The 23434-nt window shown below is 46.5% G+C and carries 17 protein-coding genes and 2 pseudogenes; 1 reads left to right on the forward strand and 18 read right to left on the reverse strand.

What is annotated here, in order from left to right; translation table 11 throughout:
* From ACQE2I_RS12090 to ACQE2I_RS12145, 12 genes and pseudogenes are all read right to left on the reverse strand, one after another.
* Positions 1–939 carry a hypothetical protein gene (locus tag ACQE2I_RS12090; protein WP_427028339.1) on the reverse strand — a complete coding sequence of 313 codons (939 nt, stop codon included), beginning with the start codon at positions 937–939 and terminating at the stop codon, positions 1–3.
* A 14-nt stretch (positions 940–953) separates the two neighbouring features.
* Positions 954–1982 (reverse strand): SGNH/GDSL hydrolase family protein, encoded by a 1029-nt coding sequence (locus ACQE2I_RS12095; RefSeq protein WP_427028340.1) that lies wholly within the window; start codon positions 1980–1982, stop codon positions 954–956.
* A complete protein-coding gene (locus ACQE2I_RS12100; RefSeq protein ID WP_427028341.1) occupies positions 1979–3010 on the reverse strand; it encodes an ATP-grasp fold amidoligase family protein in 1032 nt (343 codons plus the stop codon). The genes ACQE2I_RS12095 and ACQE2I_RS12100 overlap by 4 nt, the downstream gene beginning before the upstream one ends.
* Positions 3007–5058 carry a glycosyltransferase gene (locus ACQE2I_RS12105; RefSeq protein ID WP_427028342.1) on the reverse strand — a complete coding sequence of 684 codons (2052 nt, stop codon included), beginning with the start codon at positions 5056–5058 and terminating at the stop codon, positions 3007–3009. The genes ACQE2I_RS12100 and ACQE2I_RS12105 overlap by 4 nt, the downstream gene beginning before the upstream one ends.
* 301 nt (positions 5059–5359) lie before the next feature.
* Positions 5360–6706 carry a phosphoglucosamine mutase gene (glmM, locus tag ACQE2I_RS12110; RefSeq protein ID WP_427028343.1) on the reverse strand — a complete coding sequence of 449 codons (1347 nt, stop codon included), beginning with the start codon at positions 6704–6706 and terminating at the stop codon, positions 5360–5362.
* A 283-nt stretch (positions 6707–6989) separates the two neighbouring features.
* Positions 6990–8837, reverse strand: a complete 1848-nt coding sequence (gene glmS, locus ACQE2I_RS12115) for a glutamine--fructose-6-phosphate transaminase (isomerizing) (protein ID WP_427028344.1) — start codon at positions 8835–8837, stop codon at positions 6990–6992.
* 226 nt (positions 8838–9063) lie between these two features.
* Entirely contained in the window at positions 9064–9324 is a 261-nt protein-coding gene (locus tag ACQE2I_RS12120; RefSeq protein WP_427028345.1) for a hypothetical protein, read from the reverse strand.
* Between the two features lie 41 nt (positions 9325–9365).
* Positions 9366–10028, reverse strand: a complete 663-nt coding sequence (locus ACQE2I_RS12125) for a hypothetical protein (RefSeq protein WP_427028346.1) — start codon at positions 10026–10028, stop codon at positions 9366–9368.
* Positions 10029–10166: 138 nt separating this feature from the next.
* Complete coding sequence (locus ACQE2I_RS12130; RefSeq protein WP_427028347.1) at positions 10167–10841, reverse strand: methyltransferase domain-containing protein; 675 nt, start codon at positions 10839–10841, stop codon at positions 10167–10169.
* Between the two features lie 22 nt (positions 10842–10863).
* A pseudogene (locus ACQE2I_RS12135) lies at positions 10864–11826 on the reverse strand (IS630 family transposase); the annotation flags it as partial.
* A 323-nt stretch (positions 11827–12149) separates the two neighbouring features.
* A pseudogene (locus ACQE2I_RS12140) lies at positions 12150–12400 on the reverse strand (IS5/IS1182 family transposase); the annotation flags it as partial.
* Between the two features lie 113 nt (positions 12401–12513).
* Positions 12514–13635 carry an acylphosphatase gene (locus tag ACQE2I_RS12145; protein ID WP_427028348.1) on the reverse strand — a complete coding sequence of 374 codons (1122 nt, stop codon included), beginning with the start codon at positions 13633–13635 and terminating at the stop codon, positions 12514–12516.
* A gap of 198 nt (positions 13636–13833) precedes the next feature.
* Here ACQE2I_RS12145 and ACQE2I_RS12150 point away from each other — a divergent pair.
* Positions 13834–14687, forward strand: a protein-coding gene (locus ACQE2I_RS12150; protein ID WP_172118838.1) for an IS5 family transposase whose coding sequence is annotated in 2 segments (ribosomal slippage) — positions 13834–14176 and positions 14176–14687 — 855 coding nt in all. Because the reading frame shifts where the segments join, the coding sequence is not laid out codon by codon here.
* Between the two features lie 163 nt (positions 14688–14850).
* On the opposite strand, the gene ACQE2I_RS12155 is transcribed toward ACQE2I_RS12150, so the two are convergent.
* The 6 genes from ACQE2I_RS12155 to ACQE2I_RS12180 form a co-directional block, all read right to left on the reverse strand.
* Positions 14851–15687 (reverse strand): hypothetical protein, encoded by an 837-nt coding sequence (locus tag ACQE2I_RS12155; protein WP_427028349.1) that lies wholly within the window; start codon positions 15685–15687, stop codon positions 14851–14853.
* A 2-nt stretch (positions 15688–15689) separates the two neighbouring features.
* Entirely contained in the window at positions 15690–17255 is a 1566-nt protein-coding gene (locus ACQE2I_RS12160) for an ATP-grasp fold amidoligase family protein (RefSeq protein ID WP_427028350.1), read from the reverse strand.
* A gap of 153 nt (positions 17256–17408) precedes the next feature.
* A complete protein-coding gene (locus ACQE2I_RS12165) occupies positions 17409–20504 on the reverse strand; it encodes a glycosyltransferase family protein (protein ID WP_427028351.1) in 3096 nt (1031 codons plus the stop codon).
* A 112-nt stretch (positions 20505–20616) separates the two neighbouring features.
* A complete protein-coding gene (wecC, locus tag ACQE2I_RS12170) occupies positions 20617–21897 on the reverse strand; it encodes a UDP-N-acetyl-D-mannosamine dehydrogenase (RefSeq protein ID WP_427028352.1) in 1281 nt (426 codons plus the stop codon).
* Between the two features lie 96 nt (positions 21898–21993).
* Positions 21994–23112 (reverse strand): non-hydrolyzing UDP-N-acetylglucosamine 2-epimerase, encoded by a 1119-nt coding sequence (gene wecB / locus ACQE2I_RS12175; RefSeq protein ID WP_427028353.1) that lies wholly within the window; start codon positions 23110–23112, stop codon positions 21994–21996.
* 17 nt (positions 23113–23129) lie between these two features.
* Positions 23130–23417 (reverse strand): hypothetical protein, encoded by a 288-nt coding sequence (locus ACQE2I_RS12180; RefSeq protein ID WP_427028354.1) that lies wholly within the window; start codon positions 23415–23417, stop codon positions 23130–23132.
* Positions 23418–23434: the final 17 nt, after the last annotated feature.

Here is a 23434-nt window from a genome sequence, read left to right on the forward strand (position 1 = left end):
TTACTCAAATAGTTTTGAAACTTTTCGTTCCTTAAATATATCATCCAAATTATCCAGCTTATTTACCACATTGGATAACATGGTTGACCAAAACTCTCTTGGTGCCGTTTTATGACCATCCCCCCAATCTCCTACAAATGTTACTAAATTATCATTATAGTGATGCACACCAACCTCAAGGGCAGGCTCGTGACCGAAAGATTGGATAAAGGGAATATGATGTCTGTTTACATGGTGTTTATCCAAGAGATTCTGCAAATAAATAATTTTTGATGATGTTTCACCATTATAATAACGACATAGGTTAGTGACAGTTCCCTTTGTAATCTTAGGGTTCTCTTTTACCTTCTGAACGTCATCAATATCAAAACTATACTTTAAATACCTATTAACATGTGACTTATAATAATTGAATATTGAAGTTTGGGGGTTAGATGTTACACAAATAGAGCCCGGTATTTTTCTAGAATAATAGAGGCTTGCAAACCCTCCTGCAGACCCTCCAACAAAAATTAATGCTGTTGACTTCAACAAACCAACAATTTTTTTGATTAGCCTCGGCAAAATATCTGATTGCAGCGGTATATTCTTACCACCGGCGTACCACCCCATCGAGATATCATCTCCTAAATATAAGGATGGGTCGTTGATTGATAAACGACTGGCTTGGGCTATAGGGGTTACCTTTGCTCCAGAAAAAATTGGAAGTTTTGTATCATTATTACGGTTTTTAGCACCATTAAAAAAAACAAGTAGTGGCTTGTTTTCTAGTGCATCCAAATTGATATCAATAAGCGCACCGCTCTCATATATAGAATAACAGCCACTATTAATACATGACTCATTTTCAAACTCATTTAAAGAAAAGTATGTTTTACTCAACCCCCCCCAGCGAGAGAAAGAGCGTTCATCCTTTATATACTTTATTGACCAAGACATGAAACCACCTAAAATTAGAAAGTAGACAAATGAGAAATGTAAATATTTTTATCTTGGGAGCCAGCTGCGTCCATTCCATATGTTCGCTGTACGATTTCATCATTCCAAAGCGGAGAAAGCTTATCAATAGCCGTTAACTTAATCGTTTGTATTGACTTATCATTAGAAGCTTTATCAAGCATGCCATATAAAGGTATTTGCTTAAGTATAAAACTAAATTTTCCTAACGTAGACTTCTTTCGTTTTGTGTTAATAATTTTCTTTTTATTCCCGGCCTCAACGAGTAAAGAGCAAGAATCATTTGCTGAAATAAAGGAAATCGCTACAGGTGTTCCTTTAACTTTTATTTCAATGGCTTCATTTTTTTCAAGAATCGTAGTCTGTTTATGAAACCTAGAGTTCTCATAGCAAGCGATTTGCCCAGGAAGACCATACAGGCCTAACGCATCTTGCTTACTATTTTTTCTAGCATTATCAAAAAAACCAAGACTTCTATTTAACATGTAATCACCAACAACAATACTAGCTATATATTGCGTTACATTTGGTGATGCATAATGACTTTCATCTAAATAAAAATCTTTAAAGTCAACCGTGGAACCAACCTTGCTTTTAAGTTCCTTGTCTACATCAATGACTAAGGCGCCGGCTTTTTCCGACATTACAGTCATTTTTTGATGCATACGCTGCTGGTTATTCCAAAAACGCTCCTTTTGCCGCCCTAACAATATGGTAACAACATGAGCATTAGGAAACTTGTCTTTCACGAGCAATAGCAAGGCCGTAAATGACTTTTCCCAGAGAGAACGATCATTCGCATATAAGGGAAGGTCATTAATCCCGTACTCTATAAAGACAAGGTCAACTTCTTTTTTCTTAAAAAGAGTCAAACTCTCTAAGCCAAATAAGCAAGAAGTAGCCCCTACCGCTATGTTGTATACTTCATCCACCTTCTCTCCAGCATCTATTAATGACTTTGGAATTAACGTAGAAACACCGTTCTTAATAACTAAATTACTTCCGCCAATAAATAAAACATTCATTTTTCTAAAATATCCTTACTCATCCAATGTTTCAACAATCGACCTTCCGCACTCAAATAACACTCTCCCAAGTACCTATCAAACTCTTTGTTAAAAGAGGAGAACTGCCCAGGGCGGGGAGTGAATTCACCGAATGAGAATGCATTTTTACTTTTGATAAAGTCGATGCGCATAAAAGGCGTAGTAATCGCTTTACTGATCCGCTTGGCTGTTTCCAACTGCTTACTTGTAAATCCGTTCCCTACGAATGTCTTGCCTGGATAGCGACCTGTTTCAGCTAATCGGCCATCAGGCAGCCATTCGCAATAGCGGGTTTGGTCGGCTCTCTCCACTTCCAATACAAAACCGACTTCGCCATAAAAGCAGTAGAATTTTAAATCGACGGGGGGAAGTGGCCTGCCTTGATCGAAATCGCCTATAAACTCTTCAAGTAACCACGAGTCTTTTTTGATGGTGCCTGACTCCACCATCTTTGTAGCTTTGGCTAAAGCTTCATCGACGGTAGGTAGCGTTTCACCAGAACGAACCTCAAAGGCTCCTCCCTGCTCATCAAAAATAAATACGCCGTGGCTTGATGAGCCATTTTCTGGCTTTAGAACTGTGCCCTTTTTTGGTTCAATTTTTGCCAACGGCTGATTGAAGGTATAGATTTCTGGCCTTTTAACACCCAGTGAGTCAATAAACTTATACGCATTGCGCTTATTGTTTAGCTTCCACTCCGGTTGAAAATCAAAAAGCTGTCTTCTGCGAGTTGCCTGAACCAGAAGCTGTTGGAAAGAAGCCACATTAGTCAGTGGGACCTTGTTTTGACTTAATAGCCGAGTAAACTTTTCCGTCATTTCATCAGCAGAAAGTAAGCTCGCCATTTTCTCAAGCACTTGATAGCGCTCTTTCGCTGCTAAGGTTGGCGCAACGGCTGCGAGCTGATTGGCTATTTTTAACTTTTCCACTGTCGCGCTTTGTATTTTCTGCTCCGCCTGTTCTAAAGCGGCTAGCAATGCATCGGATTTTTTTTGAGTGTTGCTCACAAAGTGCCCCAGCTTTTTAGATCCAGCAACTCAGGGTAGCCATCCAGAGGGTAATCAACCAGCGTCTGATCGGCTGTTTTATAGTCTTTGGCTTGGACCGTTTGGCCCATCACAATAGGTTCTACTTTGCCCTGCTTGAGTAATTCAAAATAGAGATTGCATAAGGCTTCCGGTGCCTTGTGAAAGCTAGGCCAGTGGAACAGCGCTACCTTCTGCTTGGGGTGCCCTCCAATAAACTCGGCGGCTTTTTGACAATCCTCCAACCGGGAGAAGTCGCCAGCAATTACCGTATTAAAGGTGAGCGCTTCACCTGAACGTTCAAACATGCTCCGCGGCGCAGGGAATGCGCGCTTGGTCTTGGCATCTTTCACATTTAAGTGTTTTTGCGATGCATGCCACCAGGCACAAATTTCACGGTAAATATGACGCAGCCCGAAATAAACAGTACGCACATGCGTCGCTTTGGTACGCGTAAGCGAAGACTCTTCATCTAATGCAAAGGCCAAGGGCGTATCTGCACAGATTTTAGCAAACGATTTTTTACCAAACTGTGCCTGCATGCGCCAAATGTATTCGGTGTCACCGCCAATACGTACATGATCCCACTCCCCAATGGTATCAAGCACTTCCCGCCTAAACATAAAGGAGGACTGACTCCAGTGGGTTAAAGAGTTATTGGGCCGCCAGTTTTGTGTAAATGCCAGGTTATCGACCGCGCGTATCCAGTGCGCCGAGCAGCCTTTTACCTCTGGGTGCTTTTCAAGATATTCCACTTGAGTCGCGATCTTCTGCGGATGCGACCAATCATCACTATCGTGAGTTGTCAGCAAGTCTCCCGTGGCAAAAGAGAGGCCGAAATTACGTGCGGCATACGCACCGCCATTTTTGGGAGGCTGAACCGCCTTTACGCGAGGGTCTTCTTTCTCCAGTGCTTTTAGCACTTTAAACGTATCATCGGGTGAGCAATCATCGACGGCAATAATTTCGATATTGTCATAGGTTTGCGCTAACAAGGACTCAATTGCAATGCGCACCTGCTCGCCAGCGCTGAAAATAGGCATGATGATGGACACTTTCCGAGCGCCCTTTATCTTTGCTGAAGCCAAGCCTTCGACATTACCAATAGAAAGAGGCTTGGTGTGATCCTTACGACGAATACCGGTAAACCCATGAACAGCAAATGCTTTATTAATTAACTCAATACGTTGATTATCATCATCAAGTGCGTTTGCCAAGGCAAAGTAGGCATCGGCATCTTTGGGGTGGCGATCGACAAATGGTTTTAAAACCGCATAAGCCTCTGCAGGACGCCCAAGCGTCAGCAGGCAGAAATATGTAAGGTAAACGGTTTCTTTGCGTGACTTATCCGCCTCTTTAAGCGCCTGCATTTTGCCTGCAAACGCCAAAGCCTGCTCAATCTCACCACAAAAATACAACCAACGAGCCGTATGCCACATGGCCCACCATCGTGATGCTTCGGTAGCAGCGAGGTCGTTATAGACATCTTCCAAGGCGTTAAGCGCGGAAATAGAGTGGCCATTCCATAGCTGAACAGCGAGGTTCGCCGTGCCATTGGCTTCTTTGTCTTTAATCTCGTTGCCTTGGTCTTTGCCCTTATAGAGGTAATGCAGCAATGGCACTTCATTGGGCTGCATTTGGCCTGCATGGGTATCACGATAGAAGTCGTTATCAAAACGCTTGCAAGGATTTAACCCCAGCCGCCAGCCCACCGCTAGGTAATGCAAAACAGGGTCTACGTTTTTAGGTAGCCATGCAGCATGCTCTACCACGTACCACTTGCCATTCACCAAACGGGATTTTTTTACTAACGATATGTCCTCTTCGAGGCTATCAGGCCGTAGTGCTGAAAAGGCATTTAACAGCGCCTGGTCACATACTTTTTTATTATCGATTTTTCGTAAGGCAAGTGCTAAATTGACATAATGCGGTTTAAAGCTACGCTGATGTTTAAGTGCCTTAACGTAATGGTCCGCCGCCTGCTCGTAGGCTCCCTGGCGATAAAGTTCATTTCCTTTTTGAAAATCCATAGGGTTATTTAGACTCTCTGTCTGCGTTATGTTCATTTAGTTAATAGTGCTGAAAAGTTAGCAAGTGTTTTGCTTTGCTGAGCAGTAAACAGCAGATACTACCATAAATAGCGAATGGCTTATGAAAGCACTATTAATCAGTGGCCCCATCAGTAATCGCGGCTAACCTATCCAGGTGCAGAAGCTGAAAGCCTAAGCCCAGCGACTGCTCTATCTCAACAATCTCGCCGCTATTTGGTATAGCAACTCATTCACTATAGTGCAGCCTGGCGCCAGGCTGCTTTAATGGCAATTACAAACACTACGGTAGCGTAGCCACTGAGTCAGCGATCTGCTGCGCGCTGCTCAGCGCCAGTTCGGCATCATTGGCTTCGACCATGACACGAATAAACGGTTCAGTACCCGATTTACGCAGTAATACACGGCCATTGTGACCAAGACGGGCTTCGACGGCCGTTACCGCTTGCTGGACTTGCGGCGCAGCCAAAGGGTCATGGCCATCCTTGGCAACGAACCTCACGTTAATTAACGTTTGCGGTAGTTTTTGCATCCCCTGCTTGGCTTCAAACAACGCGCTTTTCTGCTTGAGCAGGCAGGTGAGCACTCGCAATGACGCAATAATAGCATCACCACTCGCGGCATGGTCCAGGCTCAACAAATGACCCGAGCCTTCTCCACCAATACGCCAGCCGGTTGCTTTAAGCTGCTCCATCACATAACGGTCGCCTACCTTGGCACGCTTAAAAGGAATGCCGAGGCTTTCAAGCGCTTGCTCCAGCCCAAGGTTGCTCATCTGTGTACCGACTAGCCCACCGGTATAGCCTTCGGCTTTTGCCTCTTTTGCCAGCAGATAAAGCAGCTCATCACCGTCCACCACGCTGCCCGTATGATCCACCATCATCAAACGGTCAGCATCGCCATCAAGCGCAATCCCAACGTCAGCATTGTGTTCCAGTACAGCAGCACAGAGGCTGTCCATCGCGGTTGCCCCACAACCGGCATTAATATTCACGCCGTTGGGTTGGTCGTGAATACTTATAACGTGCGCGCCCAGCTCTTTGTAAACGGCGGGCGCGACTTTATAAGCAGCCCCATTGGCACTATCCACCACAATTTTTAAGTTGTTTAAGCTGAAGTGGCCGGGCAGTACGGCTTTGCAGTACTCAACATAACGGCCAGAGGCATCTTCAACCCGGCGCGCCTTGCCCAGCTTTTCCGGTTCTACGCAGGTCATGCCACCTTCTAACGCAATATGTAACCAGCGTTCGATCTCTTGTTCCTGCTCATCGGTTAACTTGTTACCGCCCTGGGCAAAAATTTTAATGCCGTTATCATAAAACGGATTGTGCGAAGCGCTAATCACCACCCCTGCATCCGCCCGAAAGGTTGACGTTAAATACGCCACACCGGGGGTAGGCAACGGCCCTACTAGCGCGACATTAACACCCGCCGCGGAAAAGCCCGCTTCCAAAGCAGACTCCAGCATATAGCCGCTTGCCCGGGTATCCTTACCAATTAAAACTTCTTTAACGCCTTCCGCCCCTAACACCTGGCCTGCGGCCCAGCCCAGCTTCATAGCGAAGTCAGGTGTCATTGGAAACTCACCCACGCGACCGCGTACGCCATCCGTGCCGAAATATTGTCGCATTTGGATTACCTATATGATGAATCGTGAATCGTGAATCGTGAATCGTGAATCGTGAATCGTGAATCGTGAATCGTGAATCGTGAATCGTGAATCGTGAATCGTGAATCGTGAATCAGAAGAGTATAAAACTTGACCTGCGTGCATTTACAATGAATGAATGCACACTTCGTAGCGCGCGGTAACGCCGCTTGCGAGGCACGAGCAAAGGCGGCACCCGCGAATGCCGCGCCACCCAAGCCCACCCAGCGGCAACGCAAGCGCGCTTTCGCAGGTGCACTGGTATTTACTCTACCGTTACGCTTTTCGCCAAGTTACGGGGCTTGTCTACATCTGTGCCCTTAACCAGCGCTACGTGGTAAGACAACAGTTGCAGTGCCACTACATGCAGCACAGGCGAAAGCAAACCGTAATGCTCTGGCATCGCCAGCACATTCACCCCTTCGGATGGCTTCACTGTGCTATCGCCATCGGCAAACACATACAGCTGGCCACCACGTGCGCTCACTTCCTGCATATTGGCTTTTAGCTTTTCCAACATTTCATCATTGGGGGCGACCACCACCACCGGCATATTGGCATCTACCAGGGCTAGCGGGCCGTGTTTCAGTTCGCCTGCGGGGTAAGCTTCTGCATGAATATAAGAGATTTCTTTTAGCTTCAACGCGCCTTCCAGCGCAATCGGGAAGTGGCGGCCACGGCCTAAGAACAACGCATGATGCTTATTGGCAAAATGCTTCGACCACGCCTTGATGCTTGGTTCAAGTGCCAGCACTTTTTCAACCGCAATGGGCAAGTGGCGTAGTTCGTCTAGATAAGCTTTTTCATCGGCTTCATCTAAACGCTGATTCGCTTTTGCCAATAACAGCGTAAGCAAAAACAGTGCGCTCAACTGAGTGGTAAAGGCTTTAGTAGACGCAACACCAATTTCCGGGCCAGCACGGGTAATAAAACGCAGCAGCGTTTCACGCACAATGGCAGATTCAGGTACGTTACAAATCGCCAGCGTATGGGTGTGCCCCATTGATTTAGCGTGCTGTAATGCTGCGAGGGTATCAGCGGTTTCACCCGACTGAGAAATAACCACCACTAGCTGGTTAGGATTCGCCACGCTGTGGCGGTAACGATATTCACTAGCAATTTCGACATTGCATGTAATACCCGCCACCTGTTCAATCCAGTACTTAGCCGTCATACCTGCATAGCTAGAGGTACCACACGCAAGAATCAGTACGGAATCCACCTGCTCAAAAACAGCGTGCGCTTCGGCCCCAAAAATCCCCGGCTGCAACTGCCCTGCCCCGCTCAGCATTTCCAACGTGTTCCCCAACGCTTGCGGCTGCTCAAACATCTCTTTTTGCATATAGTGATTAAACTCACCCAGCTCTACCGCATTCGCGGTTAGATGGGAGGTAATCACTTCACGCTGGGCAGGTTGGCCGAGCGCATCTACCAGCGTAATAGATTCACGGGTTAAGCGCGCCACATCGCCATTTTCCAGATACATCATTTGCTGGGTAACAGAAAGTAGTGCCGATGCATCAGAAGCGGCATAGTGGCCATCTTCTGCGATGCCTAGCATAAGTGGCGAGCCTTCACGGGCCACTACCAGGCACTCGGGCTCTGCTTCACTAATCACTGCCAAGGCATAGGCGCCCTGTAAGTGCTTAACAGCGCACTGCACAGCAGAAAACAGGTTTTCGGCAGGCTCACCAATTTCACCTTTAAAACAGGCCTGGATAAGGTGGGCAATGGTTTCAGTGTCAGTGTCTGAAGTGAACTCGTACCCTAGCCCCTGAAGCTTCTCGCGTAGCGCTTCGTAGTTTTCAATAATACCGTTGTGCACCACGGCCAACCCACCGGAAATATGCGGATGGGCATTGCGCTCGGCAGGAACGCCGTGGGTCGCCCAGCGAGTATGGGCAATACCCAAACTACCCGCTACGCCTTTTTCCTCGACGCGCGCTTCCAGTTCGGCTACCCGCCCCTTGGCACGTGCGCGCACCAATTCACCAGCAGTATTCAGCACCGCTAGCCCAGCAGAATCATAGCCGCGGTATTCTAGAACCTTCAGGCCCGACAGCAAAAAAGGGGTACATTCCATTGCGCCAACGGCGCCGACGATTCCGCACATAAAAGATCCAATACGAGGTGAAGCCCACTACCACGGGCGATAAACATTCAATGGCCTGTATGCCAATGCTGGCCTACAGCCCCACTGCGACAGCATAAAACAACGGAGGCCCAAGTACTCAGCGCACAGGCCGCCGTATAAAAATGTGAGAAAGATGAGGAGAGATCAAGCTGCGTTCCACACAGGGCCGCCAAGCCCACACCGCAAGTTGCGACCGGCTCAGCGCTTATCTTTGCTGTTCCTCGGGCAGGGAGAAATCCAACCCCAGAGCCTGTTCGGGGTGCGTGTTCTCAGGGTGAGATGCAACCAACTCTGAGGAACTACCTGCCCTCCCTTCCAACTCGGCGATACGCTTTTTGAGCTGTGTATTTTCCGCCACCAGACGGCTGACTTTCTCTGCTAGCTCAGCTCTTTCTAGGGCAGCTCGATTCACAGCGTCTTCAAACCACTCCCCCAGAATATCTCGCCCCCACTCTTCACTATCCATATTTAGCACCGAAGCCGAACCACCAATTAATTCGAAAATCCTCACCCAATCAGCTCACGAAGCTTGCGGGAAAAAGCATCCACACCATCTACATTTAAATCCATAGACAAAAACCTAGCGCCCTTGCGGTTACTCAAAACTTTCTTTGCTACCCTGAAACGTTCATTTATGCGCTCTACTTCGTCTAAAACGCTTTCATCCGGTATAGAGTAAAAAGGGTTAATCCCGAAACCTCTTTTCATTATTCTTTCTTTTTCTTTTTCAACTCCCGAACTACAAAAAACAACAACATTAGGTAACGGGACATATGAAAAATACTCCTTCAAAGCATTAGCAGTATCATAGCTGCAAGCAGTAGAGTCCAGCCCCCTAAGCAATAGCCCTTCATCTTCCAAGATGGTTTTCTCAGGGCATTGCATGCAAAGAGAATACCTTTTTGCCGATGCGTAAAACATATTAGTGCATGCAAGCTTCTGAGAGGCTGACATATAGCTATCATTGACAAGATAAAAATAGCGCTTTACAAAATTTTCTCCCAGTAAAAGATCAATAGCTTTTTTAAAGAAAGGGTGATCGCTAGAAATAGCCTCTTTACCTGTCTGGAATTTGACTTTACTAGCAAGCTCTCCCATACCATTGGAAATAGCTTCATTAGCCAATGTTGTTTTTCCTGTTGCATAAGGCCCGAAAAGCTCTATTATCATATCCACCTCCTTTTCGGTATTGCTGCGCTAAACAATAGATGATTTATTTTAATTATAAATTGCACAGTAGCTACAGATTTATTCAAAGCCTTGGTCAAAAACTTTTCCGATTGAGTTCCACATCCAAGGTTGAAAAAACTATACTTTTGGAGTAGATGCAATAAAGAATTGACGTTTTTTCTGACCTGGATCGTCTTCAGAGGTCTTGGCAAGCATCGTTACTTCCTGAAACACCTCATACAAAAAAGAAATTTGCTCGAATTGTTGCTGATCTGATCCATTTGATTCGAATAAAAGCGTATTCGAGAGGGTCGAGGCAAAGCGTATAATTTCACGCCACTTGTCGACCCACATGCAAACAGATAGGAGAAAAACCACGTCCACACATTGCTCTGGTAGGAGATCGAAAATTAGGTCATGTGGATCGCGATCGATATCAAATACATAAAAGTTACAGTGTTTGGCATTCATCTCCCGAGCAATCAGATTGGCTGCATTTACCATTTTATAGTCATAATCAACACCAACTGCCCATTTAATTTTGTCACCAACAGCAAAGATCATTCCACCTTGATTGCTACCAATATCAAGTACGGTCTTATCAGTAAAATCAAAAGGAACAAGGTCAAGACGGCGCTTCGGGCTTCGCTGACCCGCGAACACCTCGCCACCAATTTCTATTTCATGATACCCCGCCGTAAATTTTTTTGCTGAATATTGAGCGCCATTACTTTTAGTATAATTAAGAATATTAAGAATGCGAAGACGCTGAATCTCAGCCGACGACGCAGTTCCCGTCCAAGTTTTTCTCATATATAAATTCCTAACTAAGTGGTTATGCAAAAGTTATTGAGTAATTAGTGCCATAACCATTGCATACGTTTTTGACCGCTTCACAAAGCTTATCGAACGAACTGTAGGCTGTTAACGGTAGCCATCGGTATTTGATTTCGCACCAAAAGATTTCGATCAGATTCAGCTCCGGCGAATACAGCGGCAAATAGACCAGGTGAATACGATATGCCATCCAGTCAATAAGTTTGCGCTGGCATGCCCTAGAACGGTGCATTCTGGCATTATCCAGTATCACGACGGCGAATGCGTCAGGGTCTTTATGTGCCACAAACTGATCTAAGGCTTCTATAACGATCTCAGTGATCACTGAGCCGGTGGTCATGTGGTGAAAGAACTCACCTTTTCTGGCGAGGAAGCCCAGTACATTCAGCCGTTTTCTGAGTGGGTAGGCAGCGACTTCCCAGGGCTTGACTATCGGGTTCCATGCATAAGGAAGTGACGATGATGGCGAAAATCGGCTTCATCAAAGAAATAGAGGTCGCACTCACCACCATCTTCCCACCCCTTTAACACATTGATCACCTCTTGCGTATGGCGGAAATCTGTTTCGTCACGCTGCGCCCTTAATGAGCGGCGTACCCGCTTACAGCTATAGCCTTTTTTAACACGCGCCGCAACGTGACCTAGCTGACGACGCGTTACCTGTCTGCTCCTAAAACCTGGCATAGAGGACAGGCAATTGATGGGGATACTCTTCAACCAGTTGTTCTAACACAGCAAGATCGCTCTCACTAAGGAGGTACGGGCGTCCTTCGAAAGGCTTGTCTCGAAGACCTTCAATACCGTCTGCTTCCCATTAGGATAACCAGGTCGATACCGTATCGCGCTTAACCCCGATAATATCGCGAATCTGGTTAATCGTATGGCCCTTGTGGTTGAGCAGAATGGCGTGAGCCCGACGACATAGTGCTCTCTTTTCGACATGCAGGTAGGCTTCATTAAGATACGTTGCTGATCAGGTGTTAAAGAAACGAAACGTAAGCGCCGCGACATGGTGCTGTGTTTTACTCCAATGAACCTTTGTTCATTATATGCGCGATAATTTATGCAGAAGCACTTAGAGCTACTTTAAGCATTTATTGAAGATAGGCTTCAGACCTTATTTCAAAATCCTTGAAATATGAGCTAGGCATACTTTTCGGACTTGCCAACCCACTGTTGGCGATACTATTAGTAGTACTAGTGCATCTTGCCCCCTGCCACCCGGATTATCCGGCTGGCAGGACAGATTCAAGGCGCATTGAACCCGTCAACTCGGCTCTCGTATCATGTCGCCAGTACTAAATTGACCTGTCCGAACAGACTGAATAGCTGCGCTTGGTTCTTGACCAACTCCTTGGAGCGGATGCTGGCCTTGAACTTCTCGATCTCCAGCAGCAACGTTTGCATGAGACTGCCTTCTATCTTCTTGATGGCGCTGCATTAGCGGCAACACAGCAGTAGGAGTCCAGGGCATTCTTCTCTGCGTCTAGGTACTTCCACATGCCGGTGTAGCCCGCGTCGCTGTATACCCGCTCGGACCTATTGACCCGCCATTCCTTAAAGCATAAAGGCGCTCTTTTGAGCGCACCAATCACCAGTTTTCCACGAAATCAGAAAAAAGCGATGATGCTTACATAGCAAAAATCCATCAGAGAATTGAGAACAGTCCATCATGGCTATCGCTTTGAGCTTCATGTATAGGGATGTCAATAAAACTCATGGACTTCACAAGTGCTTTCTTTGGACCAACCATGGCCAGGTCGAGCATTTCCTCAACTGCAACACAAGAACCAATAAATATAGCTTCAACACAGCCCTGAGAATTATTCCTACAGTAACCAGAAACACCAAGCCTTACAGCCTTCCTTAGCAAGAAATCTCGATAGCCAACTTTTGTCACAAGCCCATTAAAAGTAGCTTTTATAGCTTTCCTTTCAGGACGACAATCTGGGAAGAGATAATTCACCAAAGCACCTGCGGCATCCACTGCCGGGCCAAGCAAAGGAAAATGATGCATAGGGAGATCGCAATTTGCATTTATCTCAATGACCGCCCAGTCTTGAGAGCTTGGCGGAAGACTGATATCTTCAGCGAGCAAGTCAATGCCACAGTAAGCCAAGTCAGGAATAGACCTCCAAACTTTTTTGGAAATTTCCGTAAAATCAGGGTGGACTAGACTGGTAACTTCCTCACTATCACCTCCAGCACCAATATTGGCCACCCTCTTGAGCTGAACCTTGATTCCAGACTCCGGTATACTAGACTCAGAAACACCCTGCTCATTAAGAAGCTCTAACGCTACTTCATCCAAGGAAATTTTGTATTTAGCCACATAAGGTATACGGCTGCGACTGACATTTTTTATTTTAACAAGCTCTCTGATTGTATGGACACCATCACCAATAACAAACGCAGGATGACGCCTAACAGCCGAAATAAGCTTTCCACCCACAACTAACAGTCGATAGTCACCGCCCTCGACATGCTCTTCAACTACGCATTTTTTATCATTTAATAGCATTGCGTGAGCAATCAGCTCCTCTTGACTTTTCACACCGACACTAACACCTTTGCCTGAGCTTCCTGACAAAGGTTTAATCACAACTTTATTAAGGCCACATTTCTCGTACCAATCAGAAATCCCATCAAGGTCTTGCGTATTAAAAACCATCCCTTTCGGTATCTTGATACCGCTCGCTTCAAGCAGCCTTTTTGTTTTATGCTTATTATTAGTAATCAGTCGAGTCTCCGCTGTTGTTTGATAAGGCATTGCATCACGGAACCTTACAGCATGGTTATCCCCAATAGCAGCCCATCTGCTTCTATTTTGTTCATCCTCCCACTCAATAACTCGGATATTTTTTAACCAGAAAGCGCGCTTTAGGATATTTGACCTCTCTCCTAGGTTTTGTACGAAAAGTGATATCTGCTAAGTTTTCCCATGCAATAGCTGCATAGGGAGAAAATGATGGTTGGCCGGTACGAGATATCCAATGAGAACTGGGCACAGATTACAGATATTGTGTCGCCAACTCAGGTAATGGGCAGGCCACGGCGGGATGACCGGCAGGTTCTCAATGGCATTTTCTGGGTTCTCTGTTCTGGTGCCAAGTGGCGAGATCTACCCGAGCGATATGGTCCCTGGTCAACCGCCTATGAGCGCTTTCGAAAATGGCGAGATGATGGCACGTTTGAAGCCATTCTTTCCCGCTTACAGCTCAGGCTACGTGAAGATGGACTGATGGACCTGGATACATGGATGATTGATTCGACCTCTATACGCTCCACCCGTGCTGCCGCAGGAGGCGGCAAAAAGGGGGCTCTGAAGAACCCTTAGATCACGCCTTGGGGCGTAGTCGTGGAGGCTTAACTACCAAAATTCATTTGGTTTGCGATCGTCACGGCTGGCCACTGGCGTTCACGCTGTCTCCTGGCCAAGAGGCAGACTCTCGGCACTTTATTTCGACATTAGAGAAGATTTACCTGCCTGGTAACGCTGGGCGACCACGTAAACGTAGTCGCTATATGGTGGCTGACAAAGGATATGACAGCGATGAGTTGCGCCATTATTGCGACAGGCACGGCATGAAACCGGTAATAGCGCAGCGCAACATGCATCGAAGAATACGGCCAGGTCTACCTAGACGGTTTGATAAGCCTAAATACCGGCAACGAAATGCAGTAGAGCGCTGTTTTAGTTGGCTGAAGGAGTCACGCCGTATCGCCACACGCTACGATAAGTTAGCAAGCAGCTTTAGAGCGATGGTATGCGTGGCGTGCATAGGCCTCTGCTTGCGAGCCGACTTTTCGTACAGAACCTAGTGACAACGCCTTCTTTTGCGAAGCGGGAAAGGTAAACTCTTGAACATCACCCTGATAATTATGAAGAGTATTATTCATTATGTCCCTTAAGAGATTTTCCGGTAATTCTCATCACCAGCAAAAGAGTGGATGATATGCCCCACACGGATCTTGACATACGCAGTTATAGTCCCTTTGCTGATACTCCCCCCTCAAAGCAAGGGCTAAATGTTCCTACTGAGAGGATCTGATTAATAACATCAATTTCTTTGTCTTTTGGCAGAGGGTTATGCCCGTTAGACTGGTCATCATAAACACAATACTCATAAGCCACAGAACTCGAACGCTTTAACGAATCCATATATGGCAAAAAATGATTCTTATAATGAAAGACATCATTCTTATTTTGAACTATATGCAAAGAAAATCTCGCATCCAAGCCTGTAACATCAAGCCTTTCAGTATATTTCCGCTTCACTTCCGACAACTCAGCTTTCTCACCAAAGCAAACCTTAACCAACCGACTCAAATAAGCCGGATAATGCGCAAGAATGTTTGTTTGGATATTACAGCAATATGCATGAGAGTCGGAAAACCTACTTGCCAAATGAATAGATGGAATACCACCAGCTGATGATCCAAAAAAAAGAATCTTGGAGTTTCTTATTTCTTTACTTACAACAATTGAACTGACAATATGAGCTATGTGATTAACGTACCAGTTTTTATCATCTCCAACAAACCAAGCTCTAGTAAACTTATCATCATCTGTTAAGAAAAGGGTAGGATCAAAAAAGCTAATACAATTACAATTCAGAGAAGAAAAATAACTAGACCTTTGAAACTTTGGCATCGAGTTCTTTCTGTCAAACGCACCAGGCAAAAAAAACACGATACCATCACTTTCCTCCGATAACTTATACTCAAACGGAAATAGCACACCGTCTTTAAAGACAGCTGCTTTTGAAGCACCACGTTTTTTTTTAAGCAAAAACTCCTCAATACTAACGTAAATCTCCATCCTTACTTTATTCCTTTAAGTAAACTCTTAACGTAATAGAATTCCTTGCCGCTAATCATGTCATTCAAAAGGCGATTTCTGGCTGCGTACAACTCATACCCTAACAATCGATCATGATACGCATTGAACTCCCAGTACCCATATGGTACCGGAGTAAATTCACCCATGTAAACAGCCTCATCAGAAACCAAAAAATCAATCCGCATGAATGGAACTGGTAAATTTAAACTCAAGTTTTCTGCTTGGGTAAAAAGATCGTTACTTAAACCAAGTGAGGCAAAACCAAGGTTATCATACCTCCCTGTTTCAACAATCTCTCCAGACCTATCATGCCAGTTTCTTAATACTTGACCAGGTTCTCTAACTGACTCAAGGGCTAGCAAAACCTTTCCATAAAAACAATAAAACTTAACATCCCTAGCCATTTTTTTATTATGCGTAAGCAACTTTTCAACTATCCAAAGATCCCTATACTTGTTTTCCCTCCTATAAGCACTTGCTCTATCCAAAAGAACATCATAACCTTTCAAAAACTCCCCTTCACTTACATCAAATATCTTATCCTCACTGTAAACAAGAAAAACCCCCTTAGACTGATTCCCGTCAGCTGGCTTAATTACAATATTATCTGATAATTCAATCTCTTGAAGCTTTAGATTACTATAAAGCAGAGGGCTTTTCACACCAAGCATACCTCCAATACTGTAAGCGTTAACCTTACTGCTTATCAAGTAAGGCAGTTTAAAACCGCCTATCTCACCATTCCTATACTCATAAGAGAGCAACCTTTTAAATCTCAAATCAGACTGCCGTTCACTATTCGCACTAACAGCATCGTTGGTTATCAATGATTTATTTAACTTTAGCGCCTTTATCCTATCCAACCCAAACAAATCTATCGACAACTGAATTAGGCTTTGCGTACGACTATAACTTACACAAGATATATATTTAAAAACAATTGAGAACAAAGCAATATCCTTGCTTTTATCAAGGTACAACACCCCTTTTCTATATATCAGATCATAAAGTGATCGATCTTTATCCTGATCTATCAAATAAGAAATATGAAGCCTATAAAACCTTTTATCGACATCACCAGCCGACTCCAGGTAGCTTTCAAAACAACTAACAGCGATAGGATCATGAGTTTCGCACGCATATTCAAATATCGAAAAAAGCAAACTTGTCTTAATTTTGAAGAAATTCCCGTCAATTTTATTATTGAAATAATCACTAAACTCTAGGCGTCTATCAAACTTCATGACATATAAAAAATAAACAGAGATTAAGTCATATGGGTATTCATCCTTAACCTCCCTCTTAGAGCTAATCCTTGACAACAAGAACATCAATGCTTTATCTAACTCCCTATTCTCTACAAGCGCACTAGCATATCCTGACTCATATTCAAATCCATTAACATTGTCCAGATCTTCCTCATAAGCCAAGACAGCCTCTTTATATCTTTTAAGCTTAAGGAGTGAACGAGCACGCAAGACACCTTCACAACCAGCTATGCTTCTTAAACATTCATCTTCAATCAAGTGCTTTATATCTTTTGTCATGCTGACACCCTTGGCATTTTATATATTCAGAGCCTCTCTAGAACCCAAACTTAAGGGATTCAGGAATTGTTCTTGCTAAATTAGAAATGCGTCGCAGTTATTTTTAAGCCGCACGCACATGAAAAAGAAAACCAGACCATTTTCACCTCTCACTCAAAACTCACAGATACTTGTATTCAGGTAATCGGCTACTACCTGTGTTTGTTTGCCTTGCAAAATCTCTTCATCTGCAATCCCCCAAGTATGTGTGCTTGGGTCTGCCCTAAATTGGATGAAGTTAAAAGGATCAGCTGCATAAATTTTATGCCCAGCCGCCTGAATATTCTTAATAAAGGTACTGTCTTCACCGGTATTACGCGATTCGAACTTAACCTGATCAAAAACTTTCTTCTTGACCACAAAGGTAGGCCCAGCAACAAAATCCACGACACGATGTTTCATGCCTGGGAAACGCTTCACTAGCTTATTTGAGCCTGAAAGGTACATGAAGAGCTCTTTCTTTCCTACCATGCCATAGTCACCAAATGTAAAGGGAATCAGCATGTCAGATAGGTAATGCTCAAAATAGAAATCATCGTCATCCATTTTAGCAATATATTCACCTTTGGCATGTGTAGCGGCATGGTTGAAACGCTCGCCAAGCGTAATGTCTTGACTGTCGTTTACGATCACCTCAATACGCTTAAGGTTAGATGACTTGGACTTCAGCTTATCAAGCAGCTCATTTCGCTGCGCATCGCTAAAGTCCTGCAGCATCAAAATCAACTCGCAATAGGGATGATTCTGCCTCGTCATATTCTCGACAATACGGTCGATCATGTTCGGGCGACGCGTACAGGTAATGATGCTGACGAGTGGTTTATCTTCACCTGCTTCATAACCTAGGGCCTGCTTGATCGACTGCAAGCGGTGCATGTAGGTATGCTTGGTCATCACCTCACGATAGCCAAGGTGTGAGGTTTTCTCCCAGTAGTGCTCATCAGTCAGCAGCTTCTCTATAACCTTGTTGGCTTCCTGGGCATCATTCACCATATGGACAATGCTTGGAAATTGCTCTTCGATTGCCTTAGAGGGCGTAGACACTACAGGGGTGCCACACGCTAGCAGCTCATAGACGCGTCGAGACATCATCGTCGGCGAGTCGACGATAGTGTTTACATTCAAGAACACCTTAAACTGCTTGTAGAGCCTCACCACCTCATTAAACGGCACCGCGTCACGGATAAATGGCTGGAACTGGTCAGGAAACTTATAGCGCTCATTCCCGAGTTTCGAGAATCTGTCGTAAATCGCCCCTTTGAACTCAATGATAGAGGGAAGTAAGGCGTGCATTTGCCGTTTACGCTCGTCATGACCCACGCTGTAATAAGAGCCTGCGAAGCAAACCGATTCCGCCTCTGTACGAAAGCGATCAGATGGGTTGCAGATTTTCTGCTGAGCCGCAAAGGGTACTGCGTAAACGTCGGCCTCCGGCACGTCACGCTGGTAGTCCGGCACCTTGTTTGAGTCAGTCGTAAAGATAATATCCGCTTGCTTAGCAATCGGCAGGTAACGGTCATAATGCATCGGGTCTTCCTTGTTCCAAAAGACCGTTGGCATCTTTCTTTTCTTAAGGCGAGGAATCAGGTCCAGAAGTGCCTGGGCATTAGCATGCTTCAAACCAGGAGACGTAAAGGCATATTCCCAAGCACCGCCGTTACCCTTCCAGCAGCTTTCCAGGAAGGCGAATGTGGCAGTAGAGTGACCAACTTGTTTTTTATAGTTCTTCCTATCGATTCGGAAGCTATTGAACTCATGCTTCCAGCACTCTTCCGAGATTTCATCCATGATTGAGATGGCTTTGAAATCCGTAGGTGCTTTTTTAAGCTTTTTCTTTGCAGCAACAGCGGGTAGCTGATTCGCTGCAGAAGCTTTAGACTCCGGTACTGCTGACTGCTTGCTCGGCGCTACCGGCTCAGCTGGCAACTCAAACGCCACCTTCTGGCCCGAAACATTCCCCTCCCCTTTCAGCACCTTCGCCATTGCCTCGGTATGCGCCGAGAACAGCAGCTCACTACTCGGCTTGGGGGCGGGCAACTTCAGTGCCCCCTGAAGGGTTGTCGCCAGGAGGGTGGCATTTCCCGCCTCGAACGCTTCCACACTGTCATGCTTCTGGGCATATTCGGCCAAGGGCGTAACATTGGAAACCACTAGTCGATTCCCATAGGTCAGCGCTTCAGCAGCTTTTATGGGTGGTACGATGTTGCAGACAGCCAGCGGTTTGCGGGGGATAACCACTGTATCAATTAATGCGTAGTAGTCGGCAACCTGCTCATGGGGAACCCGCCCTACTTGTAGTAACCATGGAGTGCTTTCTGCTTGCTTGGCTATTTCATGGCCGCCCATCACGCTGGTGATCGGCTGCTCATCGCCTACCAGCAGCAGCTTAAGCTGTTCCCCTTGGGCCACCAATTGAGCGCAGGCTTCCAGCAACGCTTCTAGCCCTTCATAGGCGTTAAAACTGCCAATATAGCCTACTACTTTGTCGCCAGCTTCAATGCCTAGGCGCTTTTTCAAAGCAGGGTCAGCAGGCTTAACGTTGGGAAGCTCAATCACACCGTTAGGCACAATGGCAATGTTTTCTGCCTTTACGCCGCGTTTTACCAGCTCTTCTTTCATGGGCTGGTTCAAGGTAAATACCTTTTGTGCCTGCTGGGCAACGAAGGCATCACGCGCGGCTTCTTTTTTGAAGGCCACACTGTGTTCATACTCTGGCTCGCGGGCCGCTCGTGAAAGCTCCCAAAAGCCGCGTACTTCGTTGTAAAACGGCAGCCCCAAACGCTTGGCTGCTACCCAAACGGGTAGCCCTACCGCGTGGTTTGAGGCAGCAAGCACGGCGCTGGGGCGGTATATATTGAAGAGCTCAATATATTTATTGATGCTCTCTTCCAGCAGGAGTTTTTCGCCTTTTGGGGGTACGTCGTTAGCCCAGCGGGTATGAATATAGCGTACGCCTTCGATGGTGGTTTCGGGCGCTATGCTATTTTTCGGATTTAACGCCCATGGCCTGCCGGGGCGCACAAAACAGAGTGTTTCCAACCCTTGCTGATTTAATGCGTGGGCAATGCCTTGCGTGCGTATGGCGTAACCGTTACTGGCATAACTTTGCCCATGACTCACCATATAGGCAATTCGGCCTTTTATCGGTGCGTTAAGTGGCAGGGCTGATTTTTTCGCAAGTGCGGAGGCGTAGGAAAGCAACTCGTCCATGGGTTTCCGTTGGTAAAATGTGAGTAGTAAGTGGTGGGTAGTAAATAGTGAATGGGGAGTAGTAAGTGGTGACGGCAGAGCCGCCACCTTTATCACTTACTTCCCTTTCTCTTTAGCCTAGTAGGCCAACTGCGTCGATTACGCTCTCTTTTTCACGCACTTGTTCTACATTACTAATAAACGGCTTGTGCTTCACTAGCACACAAATAACATCAGCTTGGGTAAGTGCTTCTTCCAATGTTTTAAGTTCAACATTCGGTTGCTGCAGTTTTTTTGGCAGCTCTTCAATATTGGGTTCTACTACCTGTAACTGGCACCCAAGCGCTGCCACCTGCTCAGCAATGCCCAGTGCGGGGCTTTCGCGCAGGTCATCAATGTCTGGCTTGAAGGCAACGCCCAGGCAAGCCACGGTTAAATCACTGCGCTTTGCATCCGGATGGCGCTGGTGATAGAACTCTAGCGCCTCTTTTACACGGCCAAGCACCCACTGCGGTTTAGCATCATTCACTTCACGCGCGGCACGGATAATTTTGGCTTGTTCTGGGCAGGAGTCCACAATGAACCAGGGGTCCACGGCGATGCAGTGGCCGCCAACGCCTGCCCCAGGGGTAAGAATATTAACGCGGGGATGCCGGTTTGCCAGGGCAATTAGCTCCCAAACATTGATATCAAGCTCGTGGCAAATGGTCGAAAGCTCATTGGCAAACGCAATATTCACATCGCGGAAGCTGTTTTCAGTGAGCTTGGCCATTTCAGCGGTGCGTGCGGTCGTTGCAACACACTCGCCTTCCACCACAATTTTGTAAAGCGAACAGGCGGCTTCCGCACACTTGGGCGTCATACCGCCAATCACGCGGTCGTTTTCGACTAACTCACGAATGACGTGGCCAGGTAACACGCGCTCAGGGCAGTGGGCAATGCGAATATCGGACGCTTCGCCGTGAGTTTGGGGGAACGTCAGGTCTGGGCGAGCTTCCGCTAACCAGGCGGCCATCTGCTCGGTGGCACCAATGGGGCTGGTGGATTCAAGCACCACTAGGTTGCCAGCTACTAAAACGGGGGCAATGGACTTTGCCGCTGCTTCAATGTAGCTAAGGTCGGCTTTGTGGTTTTGGCCGTGTTCATCCGTGTGAAACGGGGTGGGTACCGCCACCATGAAGGCATCGGCGGGCTCGGGCTTAGTGGTTGCGCGTAAGTACCCTTCGGTGACTGCCGCGTGCACCACCATGTCCAGCTCGGGCTCAACAATATGAATCTCACCATTATTGATCGTGTCAACTGCGTGCTGATTAACGTCTACACCAATAACTTTTTGCTTGCGGGAGGCAAATACAGCGGCAGTGGGAAGACCAATGTAGCCCAGGCCGATCATGGAGATAGTGTCGAATTTCATAAATTGATCCGTGAATAGTCAATAGTGAGCGCTTCGCTGTGAGGAGTAAGCGCACTTGGCGCTGATAAGGGTTTTCCCCTCACTCTTTTTTACCGCTTATCGTGCCGCGAGGGCATCGCGGATGCGTTGGCAGGCTTTGCCGTCGCCGTAGGGGTTATGGGCGTAACTCATGGCGTTGTAGGCCTGCTCATCGTTTAGCAGCGTATTTAATGCCTGAGTAATGTTGGCGACATCGGTGCCCACCAATTTAACCGTACCGGCTTCCACGGCTTCGGGCCGCTCGGTGGTATCCCGCATGACCAACACGGGTTTTCCTAGCGAGGGCGCCTCTTCTTGAATACCGCCTGAATCCGTTAAGATAATGTGTGCCTGGTTCATCAGGTAAACGAAAGGTAGATAATCTTGCGGTTCGATCAAATGCACGTTCTCAACGTCTGCTAATAAGCGGTTCACTGGCTCGCGTACGTTGGGGTTGAGGTGTACAGGATAGAGAATCTGGGTGCCGGGGTGCGCCTTGGCGGTATCTACCAGCGCTTGGCAAATACGCTCGAAGCCTCCTCCAAAGCTTTCACGGCGGTGGCCTGTGACCAAAATCAGCTTTTTGCTGGTGTCCAACATGGGAAAGCGCTTAGCTAGCTCATCCGCTAATGCCGTATTGGTTTTAAGCTTGTCTACCACGTCCAGCAGGGCATCAACCACCGTGTTGCCCGTTACGTGGGTGGTGCTTGGGTCGATCCCCTCCGCCATCAGGTTTTGCTTAGAGGTGTTGGTCGGCGCAAAATGTACCGCTGCCAACGCGCCGGTCAGCTTGCGGTTACCTTCTTCCGGCCAAGGGGAGTATAAATTACCGGTGCGTAAGCCCGCTTCTACATGCCCTACGGGAATCTGCTGATAATAACAGGCAAGCGTGGTGGCAAAGGTCGTTGCTGTGTCACCGTGTACCAGTACGATGTCTGGCTTGAACTCTTCCAGAACCGACTTTAGGCCTTGAAGAATACCACACGTTACATCATTCAAATCCTGGCCAGGTTTCATGATATTCAGGTCGTATTCAGGCTGTAACTCAAATAGTTCCAATACCTGATCCAGCATTTCGCGGTGCTGGGCCGTTACACATACTTTTGCTTCAAAGCGATCATCCGCTGCTAGCTGCAACGCCAACGGTGCCATTTTAATGGCCTCAGGGCGTGTACCAAATACGGTTAAAATCTTCATGACGTCCTTTTCCTTGCCTATTTTGCGGCGTTGTCTAGCAGTTGGTATTCAAGTTCTTGGCAACGACAGTAGTAATGTTCTAGCAAACGTTGTGTTTCGTTTAGCTGTCGCGACTCTGCTGGCGAACCCGGCAATACAGGATCTTTACTCTTGCTACCTTTAAGGCGCTGCTCGCAAAGTGTGATGTTGACTTTAAAAAACTCACTACCATAGGTCGTAGCGGCTTTCTGATAGAGCGTTAACGCTTCACTGTAATTATTTAGCTTAAAAGCTTCATATGCGCGTTTAACGAGATTCTTTTCCATAATGCGCTCGTTGGTTA

Origin of the sequence: Halomonas sp. H2 (genome assembly GCF_050215315.1) — a bacterium.
Classification (GTDB): Bacteria; Pseudomonadota; Gammaproteobacteria; order Pseudomonadales; family Halomonadaceae; genus Vreelandella.